Source organism: Bizionia saleffrena, from assembly GCF_008086175.1.
GTDB classification, from domain to species: Bacteria; Bacteroidota; Bacteroidia; order Flavobacteriales; family Flavobacteriaceae; genus Bizionia; species Bizionia saleffrena.
The window spans coordinates 67028-83349 of the sequence record NZ_VSKM01000010.1; the positions used below are offsets into that span (position 1 = coordinate 67028).

General features: G+C 36.0%; 18 protein-coding genes. 13 read left to right on the top strand and 5 right to left on the bottom strand.

Translation table 11 applies throughout. The annotated features are described in order from the left end of the window. Positions 1-84 precede the first annotated feature (84 nt). Entirely contained in the window at positions 85-1722 is a 1638-nt protein-coding gene (locus tag ES676_RS10725; RefSeq protein ID WP_148370328.1) for an ABC-F family ATP-binding cassette domain-containing protein, read from the bottom strand. 169 nt (positions 1723-1891) lie between these two features. Here ES676_RS10725 and ES676_RS10730 point away from each other — a divergent pair, with 169 nt between their 5' ends. Then, positions 1892-2524, top strand: a complete 633-nt coding sequence (locus ES676_RS10730; RefSeq protein ID WP_148370329.1) for a MarC family protein — start codon at positions 1892-1894, stop codon at positions 2522-2524. A gap of 12 nt (positions 2525-2536) precedes the next feature. On the opposite strand, the gene trhA is transcribed toward ES676_RS10730, so the two are convergent. Then, a complete protein-coding gene (trhA, locus tag ES676_RS10735; RefSeq protein ID WP_148370330.1) occupies positions 2537-3163 on the bottom strand; it encodes a PAQR family membrane homeostasis protein TrhA in 627 nt (208 codons plus the stop codon). Between the two features lie 10 nt (positions 3164-3173). Continuing rightward, positions 3174-3848 (bottom strand): DUF4294 domain-containing protein, encoded by a 675-nt coding sequence (locus ES676_RS10740; RefSeq protein ID WP_148370331.1) that lies wholly within the window; start codon positions 3846-3848, stop codon positions 3174-3176. Between the two features lie 110 nt (positions 3849-3958). Here ES676_RS10740 and ES676_RS10745 point away from each other — a divergent pair, with 110 nt between their 5' ends. From ES676_RS10745 to ES676_RS10770, 6 genes are all read left to right on the top strand, one after another. After that, a complete protein-coding gene (locus ES676_RS10745; RefSeq protein ID WP_148370332.1) occupies positions 3959-5047 on the top strand; it encodes a M42 family metallopeptidase in 1089 nt (362 codons plus the stop codon). Between the two features lie 61 nt (positions 5048-5108). Continuing rightward, positions 5109-5663 carry an NUDIX hydrolase gene (locus ES676_RS10750; protein WP_148370333.1) on the top strand — a complete coding sequence of 185 codons (555 nt, stop codon included), beginning with the start codon at positions 5109-5111 and terminating at the stop codon, positions 5661-5663. Further along, positions 5664-6344: a PrsW family intramembrane metalloprotease gene (locus ES676_RS10755; protein ID WP_148370334.1), complete on the top strand. Its 681-nt coding sequence runs from the start codon at positions 5664-5666 to the stop codon at positions 6342-6344. Positions 6345-6380: 36 nt separating this feature from the next. Continuing rightward, positions 6381-6869 (top strand): biotin/lipoyl-containing protein, encoded by a 489-nt coding sequence (locus ES676_RS10760; RefSeq protein ID WP_148370335.1) that lies wholly within the window; start codon positions 6381-6383, stop codon positions 6867-6869. A gap of 1 nt (position 6870) precedes the next feature. Beyond that, positions 6871-8313, top strand: a complete 1443-nt coding sequence (locus ES676_RS10765) for an acetyl-CoA carboxylase biotin carboxylase subunit (protein ID WP_148370336.1) — start codon at positions 6871-6873, stop codon at positions 8311-8313. Positions 8314-8380: 67 nt separating this feature from the next. Then, a complete protein-coding gene (locus ES676_RS10770; protein WP_148370337.1) occupies positions 8381-9922 on the top strand; it encodes an acyl-CoA carboxylase subunit beta in 1542 nt (513 codons plus the stop codon). On the opposite strand, the gene ES676_RS10775 is transcribed toward ES676_RS10770, so the two are convergent. Further along, complete coding sequence (locus ES676_RS10775; RefSeq protein WP_148370338.1) at positions 9917-10549, bottom strand: MarC family NAAT transporter; 633 nt, start codon at positions 10547-10549, stop codon at positions 9917-9919. The two genes, ES676_RS10770 and ES676_RS10775, sit on opposite strands and share 6 nt — an antisense overlap. A gap of 334 nt (positions 10550-10883) precedes the next feature. Between ES676_RS10775 and ES676_RS10780 the strand changes: the two genes are divergently transcribed. Continuing rightward, entirely contained in the window at positions 10884-11414 is a 531-nt protein-coding gene (locus ES676_RS10780; protein WP_148370339.1) for a CIA30 family protein, read from the top strand. A 97-nt stretch (positions 11415-11511) separates the two neighbouring features. Next, positions 11512-12126, top strand: a complete 615-nt coding sequence (locus ES676_RS10785) for a hypothetical protein (protein WP_148370340.1) — start codon at positions 11512-11514, stop codon at positions 12124-12126. A 101-nt stretch (positions 12127-12227) separates the two neighbouring features. Here the strand turns inward: ES676_RS10785 and ES676_RS10790 are convergent, their stop codons facing one another. Then, on the bottom strand, positions 12228-13295 hold the full coding sequence (locus ES676_RS10790) for a methyltransferase (RefSeq protein ID WP_148370341.1): 1068 nt from the start codon (positions 13293-13295) through the stop codon (positions 12228-12230). Positions 13296-13771: 476 nt separating this feature from the next. Between ES676_RS10790 and ES676_RS10795 the strand changes: the two genes are divergently transcribed. From ES676_RS10795 to ES676_RS15190, 4 genes are all read left to right on the top strand, one after another. Continuing rightward, positions 13772-14296, top strand: coding sequence for a WG repeat-containing protein (locus ES676_RS10795; protein ID WP_148370342.1), 525 nt, complete (start codon positions 13772-13774; stop codon positions 14294-14296). A gap of 24 nt (positions 14297-14320) precedes the next feature. Further along, positions 14321-14908 (top strand): hypothetical protein, encoded by a 588-nt coding sequence (locus ES676_RS10800; RefSeq protein WP_148370343.1) that lies wholly within the window; start codon positions 14321-14323, stop codon positions 14906-14908. Further along, a complete protein-coding gene (locus tag ES676_RS10805) occupies positions 14905-15903 on the top strand; it encodes a hypothetical protein (RefSeq protein ID WP_148370344.1) in 999 nt (332 codons plus the stop codon). Before ES676_RS10800 ends, ES676_RS10805 begins: the two co-directional genes overlap by 4 nt. A 161-nt stretch (positions 15904-16064) precedes the next feature. Continuing rightward, complete coding sequence (locus ES676_RS15190) at positions 16065-16190, top strand: hypothetical protein (protein WP_262712305.1); 126 nt, start codon at positions 16065-16067, stop codon at positions 16188-16190. The last annotated feature ends 132 nt before the right edge of the window (positions 16191-16322 follow it).

Genomic DNA, 16322 nt, shown 5'->3' on the forward strand with positions numbered 1-16322 from the left:
AAAAAAGGGACGAAGTTCGCACAGCGCCCCTTTTATATATAGTAATTGAATGGTATTGGAATTTCTGAAATAAAGGTCGGTACATTAGATTTTTAAATCCATATCCTTAATACTTTTTATTCTATTGCGCTCTAAAAAGGCATCAATCGTTTCGAAATGTTCAATGACACGTTGGTCTTTAAATTCAAATACTTTTTGAGAGAGACCTTGTAGAAAATCGCGATCGTGAGAAACTAAAATTAGAGTGCCATCAAAAGATTTCAAAGCCTCTTTTAAAACATCTTTAGATTTTAAATCTAAGTGATTTGTGGGTTCATCCAATATTAAAACGTTTACAGGCTCCAATAATAATTTAACCATCGCCAAACGTGTCTTTTCTCCTCCAGAAAGCACACTTACTTTTTTATCAATCTCCTCGCCTTTAAACATAAAACGCCCCAAAATATTTTTCACTTGCGTACGCATATCACCTTTAGCAACCGAATCTACCGTTTGAAAAATTGTTAATTCCGGATCTAAAAGGGTCGCTTGGTTTTGTGCAAAATAGCCCACTTTTACATTGTGTCCAATAGTACACGTACCATTAAAATCGATGTCACCTAAAATAGATTTAATCATTGTCGATTTACCTTCACCATTCCGTCCTACAAACGACACCTTCTCGCCACGAGCGATAGAAAAACTAGCCGCATTAAAAATAATTTTATCTCCGTATTTTTTTGATAATTCTTCGACTATTATCGGGTAATCTCCAGAGCGTTGCGCTGGTGGAAAGGTTAATTTCAATGCCGAATTATCAATTTCATCAACCTCAATAATTTCTAACTTCTCGAGCATACGTTCTCGCGAAGTTACTTGATTGGTTTTAGAATAAGTGCCTTTAAAACGATCTATAAACACCCTATTATCGGCAATAAATTTTTGCTGTTCTTGGTACGCTTTTACTTGATGCGCTCTACGGTCCTCGCGTAATTGCAAGTAATGCGAATAATTCGCTTTATAATCGAGAATACGTCCCATTGTTACCTCGATTGTGCGGTTGGTAATAGAATCAATAAACGCGCGATCGTGAGAAATAACCATTACAGCATTTGCTTTATTGACTAAGAAATCTTCAAGCCAAAGTACCGATTCTATATCGATGTGGTTGGTAGGCTCATCTAGTAAAATTAAATCTGGTTTTTGTAATAAAATTTTAGCCAGTTCAATACGCATACGCCACCCACCACTTAATGTGCTGGTTTGTAGTTTAAAATCGGCTTGCTTAAAACCTAATCCTTTTAACGCCTTTTCTACTTCAGAATCGTAATTTATATCTTCTAATGCATAATATTTCTCACCTAAGTCGGCAACCTTTTCAATAATCGACATATAGGCGTCACTCTCGTAATCGGTTCGCGTTTCGAGTGCTTTATTTAAAGCATCCATTTCAACGCCCATATCCAAGATATGTTTAAATGCTTTTGCTGCTTCTTCAAAAACAGTGCAATCATCTTCAGTTAATAAATGCTGTGGTAAATAAGCGATTACCGTCTCCTTAGGGCATCCTACTTTACCTCTAGTCGCTGCTTGTTCACCCGCAATAATTTTCATCATTGTCGACTTTCCTGCGCCATTTTTCCCCATTAAAGCAATCTTGTCATTTTCATTAATGACAAAATTCACATCTTTAAACAACGTTGTTCCGCTAAACTCAACGGCTATATTATCTACTGTAATCATATTCTTATTTTAAGATGGCGAAATTAATAAATTGACAGTACTAAATCCTTTATCTCACAGTAGATTTTTATATTAATCCAATAATTATGTTCTCATAACCTTCTTTTTTTATTAATTTCGCGCATTAAAATTATAACGCATTAATTATAAACTGATTATCATTGCATATATGAACGATATTTTATCCTTTGCCTTATTGTCATTCACCTCCTTTTTTACGTTAATCAATCCCCTAGGAACGATGACTATTTTTATGACAATGACGCGAGATCTCGAAAGTGCCGACCGAACTCGAATAGCAAAAAAAGCATCGATCGTGGCGTTTATATCTATCGTTATTTTTGCCTTTTCGGGGCAATTACTCTTTAAATTCTTCGGAATTTCTGTAGATAGTTTTAGAGTGGTAGGGGGTGTGATTTTCTTTTTAATGGGAATGGATATGCTGCAAGCACGACTGGGAAAAGTAAAAGTAAATCCGGCGGAAGTAAAAAGTTATGTTAGCGATATTTCGGTAACCCCATTAGCAATTCCTATGATTTGCGGACCTGGGGCACTAACAAACGCTATTGTTATGATGGAAGACGCCAATTCAATCGAATTAAAAGTCGTCTTAATTTTATCGATTGTTGTCGTAATGTTATTAACTTTTGTTATTCTTTATAGTTCGTCAAAAATCATTAAAATATTGGGTGAAACAGGGAATAATGTAATGATGCGTTTAATGGGTTTAATTGTAATGGTTATTGCTGTTGAATTCTTCTTTGCAGGATTAAAACCTATTATTGCCGATATGATGAACTAAAAGAGACCGTCACTAAATAACGTAGAAATAAATCATAAAAAAGTGAAACAAGGCACCGCCAATAACAAATAGGTGCCAAATCACGTGATTGTACGGTATTTTTTCGACGCTATAAAACACAATCCCAAAAGTATAGGCTGCACCACCGGCAGCGAGTAAAAGCAATCCGTTAGTAGGCATTAATTCTGCTAACCGCGTATAATCGAACACAATAAGCCAACCCATTATTAAGTATAAAAGTGTAGAAAAGACTTCGAATCGTCCCGTATAAAACAGTTTTAAAAACACGCCAAAAAAAGCAATGCCCCAAACGGCATAAAACAGCGGCCACCCCAAACTATCGGATAGCGTAATAAGTACAACTGGCGTATACGTTCCAGCAATGAGTATATAAATACTGATGTGATCGAGAATTCTAAAATAATGCTTTCTCGATTCTTTCTTTTCGTAATGGTAAAATGCCGAAGCACTAAACAGCACAATAATCGAGCAGCCATAAAGAACGACACTAAACAAACTCCAATCGGTTTTATTGGTGTCTTTAAAAATTAAAAACACGAGTCCTAAAACACCCAAAACGGCTGTTATGGCGTGCGATAGTGTGTTAAGTTTCTCTTCGAAAGGGGTTTGAATACGCATTAATTAGTTTCTATTTTAACCATTTATTAGATAATTCATAAAAATCGAATTGGATAGCGGGCTCTTGACGTTCTAAACTCCCACTCTGGAAACTACGTTCCAAAATATCTTCTATATAATAATCCTCCTTAACATTAACGGGGTCGAACTCTTCTTTGAGTGAAATACTAAACAAACTCGCCGTTGTATTAAACCAAAAGGCGCGCCAGCCATTACGGAGTTCTTTAATGAGATCGAAGGTGGTGTTGCCCGTTTGACGGTGAACTAGTTTTACTAAAATCTGACCTTCAGTTCGGGTTAATTTTTTTAATTCTTCAGAGAACTCACTTTCAATATACTTATGTATTCTTCGGGCATAAACGCGTTTGTCGCGTTTCGACTCTAAAGAATTTAAGCGTTCACTCAACGATTCTAAACGATTTGCAGCTAGTGTTGCATAAGGGTAAACCTTTAATGTTTTTCGGCGTAATATTACATACTTTCTACGCTCTAATGAGGAACCAAAATGCAATTGGTGTAAAAGCATTACTTCATTTAAATTAATAGCATTTACAGGTATAGAATCGCCATCAATTAACGTGTACTCTAATACAATAGAATCATTTTCTACGGGTACTATCTGCGCATATAAATATAGCGGTGAATACAGTAAAAAAAATAGTAATAGAAATAACATGTTTTTCATATAACACCAAACGCTAAAATCGTTCCAAACTTTTAATTATTATGTTACAAAATTACTAATTAATAGTCAGTATAATTGTTTATTGCTACTTTAGTGCAAAATTAAAAATAATGGCAAAAAAGACAATTCTTAACGAGAAGTCTATGGACTTTTTAGAAAAATATTTAAATAACGCTGCACCTACAGGTTACGAATGGGGTGGCCAGAAAATCTGGATGGATTATCTAAAGCCTTACGTCGATGAATTTATTACAGATACGTATGGTACCGCGGTAGGAGTTATTAATCCTGATGCAAAATATAAAGTGGTTATTGAGGGCCACGCAGACGAAATTTCGTGGTATGTAAATTATATTAATGACGACGGACTTATTTACGTGATAAGAAATGGTGGTAGTGATCACCAAATTGCACCGAGTAAAGTAGTAAATATTCACACTAAAGATGGCATTGTAAAAGGTGTTTTTGGATGGCCAGCGATTCACACTAGAAATAAATCGAAAGAGGAGGCTCCAAAACCTGATAATATTTTTATTGACTGTGGTTGTAAAACTAAAGATGAAGTTGAAGCCCTTGGCGTACACGTGGGTTGTGTAATTACCTACCCAGACGAATTTCATATTTTAAACAAAAACAACTTTGTTTGTCGTGCATTAGACAATAGAATGGGTGGTTTTATGATTGCTGAAGTAGCGCGTCTACTAAAAGAAAATAAGAAAGAATTACCTTTCGGACTTTACATTACCAACTCTGTACAAGAGGAAATTGGTTTACGTGGTGCACAAATGATTAGTGAGCGTATTAAGCCAAACGTGGCGATTGTTACCGATGTAACACACGATACAACAACACCAATGATTAACCAAAAAGCGCAAGGACATTGCGAAATTGGTAAAGGACCTGCTATAGCTTACGCACCAGCAGTTCAACAAAAATTACGTGATTTAATTACCGATACTGCCGATGCTAACAAGATTCCTTTTCAACGTACTGCTTTATCGCGCGCAACAGGAACAGATACCGATGCCTTTGCCTATAGCAATGGCGGCGTAGCTTCTGCCTTAATTTCGTTACCATTACGCTATATGCATACAACGGTAGAAACCGTGCACAGAGACGATGTAGAAAACGTGATTAAATTAATTTACGAAACCTTACTTAAAATTGAAGACGGCGAAACGTTCTCCTATTTTGAATAGCCAGCGAAGCTGAATTTAACTAAAAATAATTACGAGCCTCTTTTTAGAGGCTCTTTTTGATATGACAGAAGAGTGTATAGATATTGTAACCCAAACGGGAGAAGCCACTGGTAAAACAGCTTTAAAATCTGAAATTCACAGTCAAGGGTTGTATCATAATACCGCCCACATTTGGTTTTACACCAAAGACGGTTATATATTATTACAGCAGCGTGCAGCATCAAAAGCAATATACCCGCTACTTTGGGATGTTTCCGTTTCTGGTCACGTCGATGCTGGCGAATCCATTACCAATGGTGGCATTAGAGAAACTCAAGAGGAAATTGGCTTGAAAATAACGACTTCCGATTTGCATAAAATTGGTGTTTTTGACTGTTTCAAATCATATAATAATGGTATTATCGATAATGAATTTCACCATACCTTTATGGCGGAATTGAAAGTACCGCTATCAGAACTTGTACCTCAAGTTGAGGAAGTGGAGGCTTTAAAATTAGTAACTTTTGAAGCGTTCAAAGTACTATTGAAACATAGTACAACCAATGGGCATTTTGTGGCTTCAAATTATAGGTACTACCTAAAGGTTTTAAAATCCATAGAACAACGCAGCAACTAAATGAGTCTACTTCTACTAGCCCTCGCCCCTATTTTTATAATCATTATTTATATTTATAGTAAGGATAAATATGAAAGAGAGCCGAAATGGCTACTTCTCATTTCATTTCTATTGGGCGCTATAGTTAGCATTTTTATAACGACTATTCTATATAGTGTCTTCAAAATCGCCTTACCGGTTACCGACAATCTCAATGTAGTACAACAATGTATTCAAGCTTTTGTGGTCGTTGGGTTTTCAGAAGAATTTAGCAAATACCTTATTGTATTATTCTTTGCACAACGCCGAAAAGAATTTAACGAACGGTTCGACGGCATCGTTTACGCCGTTATGGTGTCTATGGGTTTTGCCGCTACCGAGAATGTATTATATGTTTTAGAAGGCGGAGCATCAACAGCTCTCTTAAGAGCCTTTACTGCCGTACCAGCACATGCTACTTTTGGAATCCTAATGGGCTATTTTATGGGAAAAGCGAAGTTTTCAAAAAACAAAATAGTACTTAATTTAACCGGTTTATTATTAGCTGTTTTATTTCACGGCGCCTACGATTTCTTCTTGTTTATAGACTTTATTCCAGGCATTTGGGTTGGGGCTTTCGTTTCATTAATCATAGGTGTTTTACTCTCTCGAAAGGCTATAAAAAGACATCAAAGCATATCCATTTTTAAAAATACCAAATAACACCTTATCTTTAAGGTTCGAAATACACACAATTTTATGAGTAAAACATATAAAACAAGCGTCAATTCTAACTATAATTTTGAGTTATCGCAAGACAGCGTTTCAACATTAGATGCTTTAAAAACAGCGGACAATACGTTTCATATTCTTGAGAACAATACCTCGTTTAAGGCACAGATTTTAGCTTCAGATTTTAATAAAAAGAGTTATAAAGTGGAAATCAATGACACCACTTACGCCGTTCAAATAAACGACGAACTCGATGATTTAATTAAAGAAATGGGATTTGAGATTGGAGCGTCCAAAACAATAAACGACATTAAAGCACCGATGCCAGGCCTTATTTTATCTTTAAATGTAAGCGAAGGTCAGGAGGTTAAAGAAAATGATCCTTTGTTAATTTTAGAAGCAATGAAGATGGAAAATGTATTTAATTCACCTCGCGATGGCATTATTAAATCTATTGCTGTGAAGACGGGAGATGCCGTAGAGAAAAATCAATTATTAATTGAATTTGAAAATTAAGATGAAGAAATTACTAGTAGCAAATAGAGGTGAAATTGCCATTCGTGTCATGCGAACAGCAAAAAAAATGGGCATTAAAACGGTCGCAGTATATTCTACTGCCGACAGAAATGCGCCGCACGTAAAATATGCAGACGAAGCCGTTTTAATTGGTGAAGCGCCTTCAAATCAATCCTATTTATTAGGCGATAAAATTATTGAAGTTGCGAAAAGCTTAAATGTCGATGCCATTCATCCAGGATATGGTTTCCTCTCTGAAAATGCTGGATTTGCGGAAAAAGCAGAACAAAATAACATCCTTTTTATTGGTCCGAAATCCAAAGCCATTAAAATAATGGGAAGTAAATTAGCAGCCAAAGAAGCGGTTAAAGCGTACGATATCCCAATGGTTCCGGGTACCGCAGAAGCGATTACCGATATTCCTGAAGCTAAAAAAATTGCTACTACCATTGGCTTTCCAATTCTTATTAAAGCCTCTGCCGGTGGTGGAGGAAAAGGAATGCGCGTGGTAGAAAAGGAAGCGGACTTCGAATCGCAAATGGATCGCGCCATCAGTGAAGCTGTAAACGCTTTTGGTGATGGTTCCGTATTTATCGAGAAATATGTGGCCTCTCCGCGACATATTGAAATACAAATAATGGCCGATAATCACGGTAATGTGATTCATTTATTCGAGCGAGAATGTAGTATACAGCGGCGCCATCAAAAAGTTGTCGAAGAAGCTCCTTCCGCTGTATTGACTCCCGAATTGCGAGAGAAGATGGGACAAGCCGCTATAGAAGTAGCTAAAGCTTGCGATTATGTAAATGCAGGAACAGTGGAGTTTTTATTAGACGACGACCTCAATTTCTATTTTCTAGAAATGAATACGCGTTTGCAAGTAGAACACCCCGTTACCGAGCTTATTACGGGTACCGACTTAGTCGAATTGCAGATTAGAGTCGCAAGGAATGAAGTGCTTCAACTTAAACAAAGCGATTTAAAAATTAAAGGACACGCTATCGAATTACGTGTGTACGCCGAAGATCCATTAAACGATTTTTTACCTAGCGTGGGGCATTTAGACGTGTACCAATTACCAGTGGGCGAAAACATTAGAGTGGATAATGGTTTCGAGCAAGGAATGGATATCCCTATTTATTACGACCCAATGTTGGCCAAATTAATAACCTATGGCGACACAAGAGCTGAAGCTATTCAATTAATGAGTACAGCCATTAGCGCGTATAAAGTGGAAGGCATACAGACCACTTTAACTTTTGGTGCTTTTGTTTGCCAACACGAAGCGTTTACCTCAGGGCATTTCAATACGCATTTCGTTAAGCAGTTTTATTCGCCAGAAGCTATAAAAGCAAAACAAGAGAATGAAGCAAAAATAGCCGCGAAAATAGCTCTGAAACAATATATTGAAGATCAAAAAGTGCTACGCGTACCAACGAAATAAGCGCTCATCACAATAAAAAACAATGCAATGTGCTTTTAAGCGCGCATTTTAAAATACACTTAGAAAAATGGATTCTAAAATTAAAGATTTAAACAAAAAACTGACGTTAGCTCACTTGGGTGGCGGACAGGTACGTATAGATAAACAACACGAAAAAAAGAAATTAACAGCACGCGAACGGGTGACTTACCTTTTAGACGATGGTTCTTTTGAAGAAATTGGAGCGTTAGTCACACACCGAACTAAAGATTTCGGAATGGAAAATCAGCAGTTTTATGGTGATGGGGTTGTTACAGGTTACGGAACAATAAGCGGAAGATTGATTTATGTTTTTGCCCAAGATTTCACCGTTTTTGGAGGCTCACTTTCTGAAACGCACGCCGAAAAAATATGTAAAGTAATGGATTTAGCAGTAAAAGTAGGTGCTCCCATTATCGGACTTAATGATTCTGGTGGTGCGCGTATTCAAGAAGGAGTACGCTCGCTTGGTGGTTATGCCGATATTTTTTACAAAAATGTTCAAGCTTCGGGAGTAATTCCTCAAATTTCAGCCATAATGGGACCTTGTGCCGGTGGTGCCGTGTATTCGCCAGCAATGACCGATTTTACACTTATGGTAGAAAATACCAGTTATATGTTTGTAACAGGCCCAAATGTTGTAAAGACGGTAACTAACGAAACCGTAACCTCTGAAGAATTGGGTGGTGCGAGCACACACTCCACAAAATCGGGAGTAACTCATATTACATCGGCTAACGATATTGAATGTTTGGAAGATGTTAAAAAATTAATGAGCTATCTTCCTCAGAATAATACCGAAAAAACGAAAGCCCTTCCTTTTGAATTAAAAGAGGAAACGCGCGAGGTATTAGCAAATATAATTCCTGATAACGCAAATAAACCGTACGATATGCACAGCGTTATTAACGGTATAATTGACGAAGACTCGTTTTACGAAATTCATAAGAATTTTGCAGAAAATATAGTGGTCGGTTTTGCACGGTTGGGCGGGAAAAGCATTGGTATTGTTGCCAATCAGCCGTTATATTTAGCCGGCGTTTTAGATGTTGATAGTTCAACAAAAGCGGCACGATTTGTCCGTTTCTGCGATTGCTTCAACATTCCATTACTAGTCTTAGAAGATGTGCCTGGATTTTTACCGGGAACCGATCAAGAATGGAACGCAATTATTACTAACGGAGCAAAATTATTGTATGCTTTTAGTGAAGCAACTGTACCTCGTATTACCGTTATTACACGTAAAGCCTACGGTGGCGCTTACGATGTAATGAACTCGAAACACATTGGTGCCGATATGAACTATGCGTGGCCAAGTGCTGAAATTGCAGTAATGGGCGCTAAAGGAGCAGCGGAAATTATCTTTAAGAAAGAAATCTCTGCAGCCGAAGATAGCGACGGCAAATGGAAAGAAAAAGAAGCTGAATATGCCGCTCTTTTTGCAAATCCGTACAGTGCCGCAGAACGTGGATTTATAGACGAAGTTATTTTACCACAAGATACCCGCCGAAAGTTAATAAAAGCTTTCGCTATGCTAGAAGACAAGCAGATCGAAACACCAAAACGCAAGCACGGAAATATTCCGTTATAGAGCGATACGAGACAATATATCGACCACCGAGGCGATAATATACTCTACGCCTATGGCGATAACGATAAACCCGATAATTCGGGAAAGTGCATTAATACCAGAAGCGCCCAAGAATTTAACGATGAAATGGGCGCTTTTTAGTATTACATAAATACATATCGTGACTAAAAGCATCGCTCCTAAAAGCGTCCATATTTCATATATTTTCTGATATTCTTGGTTATAAGCGATCAAGAGCGAGATAGTTCCAGGCCCTGCCAGCATTGGTATAGATAACGGTGTTAACGATATAGAATCTCGCGAATGTATATCTTTTTGCACACGCTCGCGTTTCATTCCTTTATGTTCTCCAAATTTCCCTGTTAACAAAGCAAAACCAGAGGACGCGATAATAAGTCCGCCGGCAATTTTAAGCGCATTCAAACTGATTCCGAAAAAGGACAAGATATACTTGCCCGCAAAAAATGATAAAAGCAAAATAACAAAGACATTTAAAGCCGTCCAAAAGGCCGTTATAGCGCGCTCCTTTTTACTGTGTTCTTGCGTTAACCCCACAAAAACAGGTACAGTTCCTAAAGGATTCATAATCGAGAATAAGGCACCAAAACTTAATAAGAATAATTCCATAGTTTTTTATGCAAATTCCGTTCTTTTTCCCCTAAAGAAAGTTAGCACCTCATTAAAATATAATTACCGAATAGTTAATTATTAGTCTTTAATAATTTGTCGCTATACATTAATTTAACACCGCTTAAATGGGTAATAAACTAAAGTTTACAAATAGACTGAATACCTTTTTTAAATAATTTTAAAGCATTGGTCGCTTTGGGGACGGCTATAGAATAATAAACGCCGACACCTTAATTTAGGGTCACGGTATTTTCTTTATCTTAGTTAGCAATTCAATTGTTGTTTACTTTATTTAAGAAAGACACAACAAAAGGCAAAAACAACTCCTACTATGAAATTATTACTGTATATTATAATCTTAACAACCACACAAACAATGGCTATAATTTTCAATTTTAATACATCTTCCAACATTACAAACTGGCGCGTAGTAGATGATGTCGTTATGGGAGGGCGCTCTAACGGCACTTTCTCTCTCAACAAAGATGGCAACGGTGTTTTCACTGGCAGCGTCTCTTTAAAAAATAATGGCGGTTTTTCGTCTTTGCGTTTCAATACAGAGAAAACTAGCGTAGAAGGATTTTCGAATATTGTTTTAAGACTTCGCGGTGATGGAAAAACCTATCAGTTTAGAGTAAAAACAAAAGCGACAGATGTCCATTCTTATATTACGACTTTTAAAACATCGGGAGAATGGGAAGACATTAGTATTCCTTTAAAAGACTTGTATCCTTCCTTTCGCGGAAGAACGCTAGAGATGACTAATTTTTCGGCAGAATCTTTTGAAGAAATTGGTTTTTTAATTGGTAATAAAAGAGAGGAATCTTTTACGTTATTTTTAGATAGTATACGGTTACAATAGAAAACATTTCAATTTAGCTGTATTCGCTTAGCTTCCATTAAATTTAATATTTCCGCTGGTATTATATATTATAATTCACCCCAAGGGACTAAAACCTATGAAAAAATTACTACTACTTTTTACATTGACTATTTTTGTGCCGTCGGTAAATGCGCAGTGGTCTGAAAACAATGCGTTGTATTTATCAATGGATTATAACTTAGGAAATTATATAGGAATTGATCTCAACGCAAATTACATTTACAACGAAACCTATTCCTTTAAAATTGGGTATACTGGAAATTTGCGAAAACCAAAACGGCAACCTGATGATTTTAGCAGGGGTTTTCCAGGTCTCTTTACGCTTGGATTAATTGGCCCTTTCGATACTATGGAAAATTACCAAATAGGAGCTGGACGGATTATTAAGTTAAATAACAAAGGGAGTATTAGATTAAATCTTTCTATGGGCATAGGCCTTACTACTATAAAAGAGGCCACAAATTGGCAAAGAGATTCAGCCTACCTGTTAGATAAAAATTACAGTTATCAATACCATCGTTACCGAACACTAAGTCTTATTATTAACCCAAAAATAGAATTCCCATTTACGCGAATCTACGGACTTAGTCTATCGCCAATGGTGCAAATAAACAAAGACCGAACGTATTTTGGAATTGGAATTGGGCAACTATTAGGTGTGCTTAAGAAAAGGGATAACGTTAAAAAATAAATTGCTATAGTTCTTAATTCTTCATAAAACTTAAGTATCTAAATGTAGAACCCGAAGCAAAACCTCGGGAGATACTGTGGGTAAAACCACCAATAACAGTCTTAGTTTTTTACAAGCACCCACAACTCCACTTCTTCTTCCGAACGCCAATGTTGGTCGCGATTTGTTTGTTTTGAAGCGCCTCGCACACTTTTCTTATAACAGTGTTGCAATTTAAAACGTCCGCCCTCCGCAAGCTCCCTTTCGATGGGATGCTCTTTGGTAACGTTAGTAATTTGAGCCAAATTTGAAAAAAGCAGTACCAAATGACCATCGTCTAAAAGACGCTCCCTGGCACCTTTAAAGAAATCAGGAAACAAGTTTTTAGGGTAATATATAGCTTCATCAAGAGCATCCACCCTGCGAGGTTCTGGTAACCACGGCGGATTAAAAACAATCAGTTCTGTCTGCTGCTCAAATTTACCAAAAAGAGATCCGTGGTCTAATTCTATTTTACGAGATAACTTCGTGTCGCCCATAAACTCAGTTAGTCCTACCACGGCATTCGGGTTAATATCGGTTCCTAAGACTTTCTGAAATCCGTGTTTTACGAGTTGTAAAGACAGTACGCCACTACCAAACCCAACATCGATCGCTGTTTTTTTCGCTCCTTCATAGCGCTTCAACCAATTATCGAACAACTCTAAATGATCAAAACGAGTCGGCACGTACGTGCCGTAATACGGGTGTAATTTATTTCTTAACACCGGAATTAACACCCCTTTTTCGTACCATTGCCAAGAGCTGTTTAAGCCTTGTACTTGTGGAAAAGTCAATAAAAAATTAGAAGTTTCAGGATACAGTCTTTCCAACCAACCAATTACCGGTGCTTTTTTTACTATTAATTTATGATCTGCAATTTCTATGACTATAAGATTCGATAGTTTTCGGTATTCCGATCGGTATTTGCGCTGCTCTAAAAATGTTTTATTAGGAAACTGCTTTTTAAGATGGTCTTGTAAGGCTTTAAGAAGCACCAATCCATTGCTATAAAAAGCGGTAATTAAAACATGTTTCCCTGCTTCTAAAGCTTTTATAGTTAGTTTAACATCTGTCGCGCGATTAAATAATTCTAAACGTTTTTCCGGAACAAAAGGTGCAGGTTTATTAATAGTAATATCTGTGCTCATAAATAATTGTATTGTTTTCGATTAAGAAGTAAAAACGACTAATCTACTTTTTTAACTGAATATAATGGATAAAAGATCGATTCAAAATAGTCAAAAATAAATTCTTAGCAATGGGCCACAGTGCTATAAAGAGATCATTAGTATCGAAAATGAGTAATAATCGGCAAAGATACTTTAATAAATTCCATTACATACCCGATTATAAAGGTTTATCTATCAAATAATAAAAACAAAATAGTAATATAAGCGTCACAGTGCTTAAAAAAATGAAACCTAGTATATCTATTTACTATCTCCAACAGTCATTGTGAAGAAAACACTCTTCGTTGCGTATTTTACAACAATTTAAAGTAACTATTACTTATATTGAACCCGCTAATTAACCCGCATTAAAAGGGAACCAATAATTTTGAATCCTTATTTTAAAGAGCACACCCATAGTCATCTATTTTAGGTGCCTTAAATTATAAAATAATATGAAAAAACGCATTGCAGGAATTGTTATTATATGCCTTATGGTGGCTTGCACCTCGAACAAAGACTATTACTTAGTAAAATTTAGCTTGAGTAATTCTGATAAAACCGGAGCGTCTTCAGGCTATATGAATTCTAAAGGAGATTTAATTATTCCTGTGGGAAAATACGATTATTGTTTTACCGACACCATTCGCGATTTAGGAATGGTCGTTGAAAAAGAAACGGGAAGAATTTTGGGTATTGATCGTAATGCCAATGAAATATTTGAGGTTTTTAAATACGATAATGGTCCTGATTTTGTAGAAAGCGGATTGTTTAGAATCCTTAAAAACGGAAAAATTGGTTATGCCAATACCAAAGGAGAAGTTATAATAGAACCTCAATTTGAATGTGCTTATCCGTTTGAAGGCCACTTTGCAAAAGTATCCAACACTTGCAAAACAGTTAACGATGGTGAATATACGGCTTGGGAAAGTGAGCACTGGTATCGCATTTCGAGAGATGGAAAACGCGTAAAAAATTAAGATTCTTTTTATAAAATACCCCCTTTGAAAACCAACTTAACATACAATCCGTTTTCTGGTCTATTAGCCGAGGATATCAACGCAGTTCTCGTGCCGCGATTTAATATGGAAGCCCTTATCTCAAAAATTAAACAACCCGAAGAATTACTTACTATTGAGTTTTTAGGGAAACAAGGCCGCGGAAAAACGACACATTTAAGGTCTGTGCACCAACAGTTAAAAGAGTTCCCTATCGTGTTTCTTAATGCGAAATCTTCAGCATCAGAAGTACTAAACCATACTAAAGAAATTCTTTTCATAGATAGTATTCATCATTTAAAAATTAAGGAACGCTTACAATTATTTAAACAGAAGAAAACCATCGTTTACACCACACATTACACCAGAAAATGGGAGTGTTTAATTGCTAAAAAAAAGATATATTCGTTTCAATTTAACGGGATTGAACCAGAAACACTTCAGCTGATACTAAATAAACGTTTACTTTTAGCAACGCCTGAAGGTCTAGAATGCGAGAATCTATTTTCGGTAAAGGATTCCACGGTATTAATAAAAAAATTTAAAGACAATTACAGAGCAATTATTAACCATCTTTACGAAACCTATCAATGACTAAAACGATCTTTACACAAGAGTTTATAATAGAAAGCGTGTCTACGGCAAACGTGGTATCGGGTTACTGCACTATTTTGGCTTCGGAAACTATTCACGCCGATGGAATTACTGGAATGATTTATTTTGAAGCCAGAGGCCGAATGACGAGTCAAAAGGAACACGTGTTAACTATAGAATTGGCACACGACCAGGCTCTACATAAAAAGGAAACGTATACCCTTCCTTTTTCTTTTGATTTACCTGCGGACAGCATAGAATCCTACAGCGGTAAAAACGTGAGCTTTTCTTATAGTTGCGACATTATACTGGCTATTAATGAAAACGATAGCAGTACAATAGAAAGAAGCGCATTTACCAAGATAAAAGCGGTAGTAAGCTCTAAAAATGAAATAAAAACCACGCATTATTTTAACTTCGAAAACAAAAACAGACCTTATGAAGTATTTGAAATTAAGGAGAAGTTTTATTTGCAGACCAATTTGTTTATCTCCTTAATTTTTATCTTAATTTTTGGCGCTATATACAGCTATTATATACCCGATTTTAATACTCTATATATAGTTTTAGGTGTTATTTTAGTTTTTCTTTTAGTTTTTGTTAGTAATCAATTTATTAAAGGTGCGCTGGGAAAAGTATCTCTAGAAACGTTACAAAATGACGACGGCTTTTATTGCAAAATTTACAAAACCAAGAAATTTAATTTATCTAACCAAACGCTCTATTATGAAATTATAGAAGAAGTCACAGATTCTAGAGGCTCATCAACGTCGACCGCTATAGAAACCATCTTTACATCGCATAAAAAACCATTAACAGATTTTAGAGACACCTCTACCATACAATTCAATTACCCTCAAGAAAGTGGCTTACAATCGGTAAACTATAAGGATGTTTCTATTTTTTGGCGCGTGGTTTTAGAAGGTAATTATTATGGTAATAAAATGAAATATTCAAGAAAATTTAAAGTCGATAAACGAAATCCATCAGTTTAGTATTTAACATGGTACACCATTTTTACACGTCTGTTTTTAACGGCATTTTTACAGTTTTAGACACGTTGAATAGGAATGAAATGATGCTAAAAAAACATCAAGAATCCATCAAAAAAAACAATCTTTATATAATTTAAAGGCACTACTATGAACTCTAAACTATGAAAAATAATTCGTTTTGGGATACCGTCTCCAATTACTTAAAATTTCAAATAATTGCTGGTGCTATAATTTTTGTCGTGGTTATAATTTGTGCTATTGCAAAATCGTTTTTATACCTCTTTTAGGCAAAAGACAACAAAAATTTAGATACGACATATATAAAACACCTGTTTTAATACTTTACCAAAGTGAACAGCATTGTTGTGACGTCTAGTTTTTTTTTATATAAAAATTGATACTCATAACACATCACACTG

Excerpts from the sequence above, each read along its gene's own strand:
- ES676_RS10725 (WP_148370328.1), bottom strand. The coding sequence starts at position 1,722 with ATGATTACAGTAGATAATATAGCCGTTGAGTTTAGCGGAACAACGTTG.
- ES676_RS10730 (WP_148370329.1), top strand. The coding sequence starts at position 1,892 with ATGAACGATATTTTATCCTTTGCCTTATTGTCATTCACCTCCTTTTTT.
- trhA (WP_148370330.1), bottom strand. The coding sequence starts at position 3,163 with ATGCGTATTCAAACCCCTTTCGAAGAGAAACTTAACACACTATCGCAC.
- ES676_RS10740 (WP_148370331.1), bottom strand. The coding sequence starts at position 3,848 with ATGAAAAACATGTTATTTCTATTACTATTTTTTTTACTGTATTCACCG.
- ES676_RS10745 (WP_148370332.1), top strand. The coding sequence starts at position 3,959 with ATGGCAAAAAAGACAATTCTTAACGAGAAGTCTATGGACTTTTTAGAA.
- ES676_RS10750 (WP_148370333.1), top strand. The coding sequence starts at position 5,109 with ATGACAGAAGAGTGTATAGATATTGTAACCCAAACGGGAGAAGCCACT.
- ES676_RS10755 (WP_148370334.1), top strand. The coding sequence starts at position 5,664 with ATGAGTCTACTTCTACTAGCCCTCGCCCCTATTTTTATAATCATTATT.
- ES676_RS10760 (WP_148370335.1), top strand. The coding sequence starts at position 6,381 with ATGAGTAAAACATATAAAACAAGCGTCAATTCTAACTATAATTTTGAG.
- ES676_RS10765 (WP_148370336.1), top strand. The coding sequence starts at position 6,871 with ATGAAGAAATTACTAGTAGCAAATAGAGGTGAAATTGCCATTCGTGTC.
- ES676_RS10770 (WP_148370337.1), top strand. The coding sequence starts at position 8,381 with ATGGATTCTAAAATTAAAGATTTAAACAAAAAACTGACGTTAGCTCAC.
- ES676_RS10775 (WP_148370338.1), bottom strand. The coding sequence starts at position 10,549 with ATGGAATTATTCTTATTAAGTTTTGGTGCCTTATTCTCGATTATGAAT.
- ES676_RS10780 (WP_148370339.1), top strand. The coding sequence starts at position 10,884 with ATGAAATTATTACTGTATATTATAATCTTAACAACCACACAAACAATG.
- ES676_RS10785 (WP_148370340.1), top strand. The coding sequence starts at position 11,512 with ATGAAAAAATTACTACTACTTTTTACATTGACTATTTTTGTGCCGTCG.
- ES676_RS10790 (WP_148370341.1), bottom strand. The coding sequence starts at position 13,295 with ATGAGCACAGATATTACTATTAATAAACCTGCACCTTTTGTTCCGGAA.
- ES676_RS10795 (WP_148370342.1), top strand. The coding sequence starts at position 13,772 with ATGAAAAAACGCATTGCAGGAATTGTTATTATATGCCTTATGGTGGCT.
- ES676_RS10805 (WP_148370344.1), top strand. The coding sequence starts at position 14,905 with ATGACTAAAACGATCTTTACACAAGAGTTTATAATAGAAAGCGTGTCT.
- ES676_RS15190 (WP_262712305.1), top strand. The coding sequence starts at position 16,065 with ATGAAAAATAATTCGTTTTGGGATACCGTCTCCAATTACTTAAAATTT.